This window comes from Aestuariivirga sp. (assembly GCF_046093005.1).
In the GTDB taxonomy this organism is placed as follows: domain Bacteria; phylum Pseudomonadota; class Alphaproteobacteria; order Rhizobiales; family Aestuariivirgaceae; genus Aestuariivirga.
The window spans coordinates 1-1,392 of sequence record NZ_JBJTER010000181.1 but is presented as its reverse complement, the minus strand read 5'-3'; the positions used below and the strand labels follow the sequence as shown (position 1 = coordinate 1,392).

2 protein-coding genes are annotated in these 1,392 nt (G+C 60.8%); both read left to right on the top strand.

Annotated features, from left to right (window positions below; translation table 11 throughout):
- Positions 1-1,012: DNA-methyltransferase (locus ACKOED_RS15285; protein ID WP_408917483.1), on the top strand; the 1,012-nt coding region annotated here is incomplete at its 5' end.
- Positions 1,012-1,248 (top strand): hypothetical protein, encoded by a 237-nt coding sequence (locus tag ACKOED_RS15280; protein WP_408917482.1) that lies wholly within the window; start codon positions 1,012-1,014, stop codon positions 1,246-1,248. The genes ACKOED_RS15285 and ACKOED_RS15280, both read left to right, overlap by 1 nt.
- Positions 1,249-1,392 lie beyond the last annotated feature (144 nt).

Below are 1,392 nucleotides of genomic sequence, written 5' to 3'. Positions count from 1 at the left end.
GGCCAAGGCCTACCGCATCATGGACAACCGCTCGCACGAAAACGCCGAGTGGGACGATGAGCTTCTCCGGCTGGAATTCGGCGACCTGAAGCTCGACGATTTCGACCTTGCGCTGACCGGCTTCGCGTCCGGGGAACTCGACAAGCTCCTGGGCGCGGAGCAGATCGAGGGGCTCACTGACCCCGATGAGGCACCCGGGGTTCCCGCCGAAGCCGTCAGCAAGTCGGGCGACCTCTGGGTCCTCGGTGACCACCGCGTGCTCTGTGGCGACTCCACCGTCATGACGGATGTCGAGAAGCTGATGGGCGGCCAGCTCGCGGACATGGCCATGCTCGATCCACCATACAACGTGGATTACGGGAACTCGGCGAAGGACAAGATGCGCGGAAAGGACCGCCGCATCCTGAACGATGACCTCGGCGAAGGATTCTACCCGTTCCTCTACGACAGCTGCGTCAACCTGCTGATGGTGACGAAGGGAGCCTCCTACATCTGCATGAGCTCCTCGGAGCTTCACACGCTTCAAAAGGCATTCACTGATGCCGGCGGCAAGTGGTCTACCTTCATCATCTGGGCGAAGAACACCTTCACCCTCGGCCGCGCCGACTACCAGCGCCAGTACGAACCGATCCTCTACGGCTGGAAGGACGGCAGCCAGCACTACTGGTGCGGCGCCCGCGACCAGGGTGACGTCTGGTTCGTTGATAAGCCCCGCGTCAACGATCTCCACCCCACCATGAAGCCGGTGGAACTCATTGAGCGCGCCATCACAAACTCTTCCAAGAGCCGGGACATCGTGCTGGACCTCTTCGGCGGCTCCGGTACCACCCTCATTGCCGCTGAACGCACCGGCCGCTCGGCACGTCTGATGGAACTCGACCCCAGGTATGTCGATGTCATCGTCCAGCGCTGGCAGGATTACACCGGCAACAAGGCTGTGCTCGACGGCGAAGACCAGACCTTCAACGACCTGAAGATCGCAAGGAAGCTCAAGTCCAAGGATGCCGCGTGATGCAGACACGCTGGCTATCATTCGTGGAGGCGGTCACCAACATCGTGGTGGGCTATGCCCTCGCCGTGCTGACGCAGATGATCGTGTTCCCGCTCTTCGGCTTGTATGCCTCGCTGAGCGAGAATCTGCTCATCGGTTGCTTCTTCGTCGGCGTATCCCTGATTCGCAGCTATGCCATACGCCGGTTGTTCAACGCTGCGTGGATGGCATCTCCCGGCCGTGACCGGAGGAATTAACGATTCGTTAGCCATTCGGGTTCGACCATCGATCAGGGCTGTCAAACCACCCAGCGGCCCTGATTTGAAGAGCCACCAGTTCCCCGACTGGTGGCTCGTCTTTTCTGTCCGGCTGGTCAGGCCAGACGGTACACTCTGCCTCTT

Coding starts and splice junctions, on each gene's coding strand:
- ACKOED_RS15280 (WP_408917482.1), top strand. CDS start 1,012: ATGCAGACACGCTGGCTATCATTCGTGGAGGCGGTCACCAACATCGTG.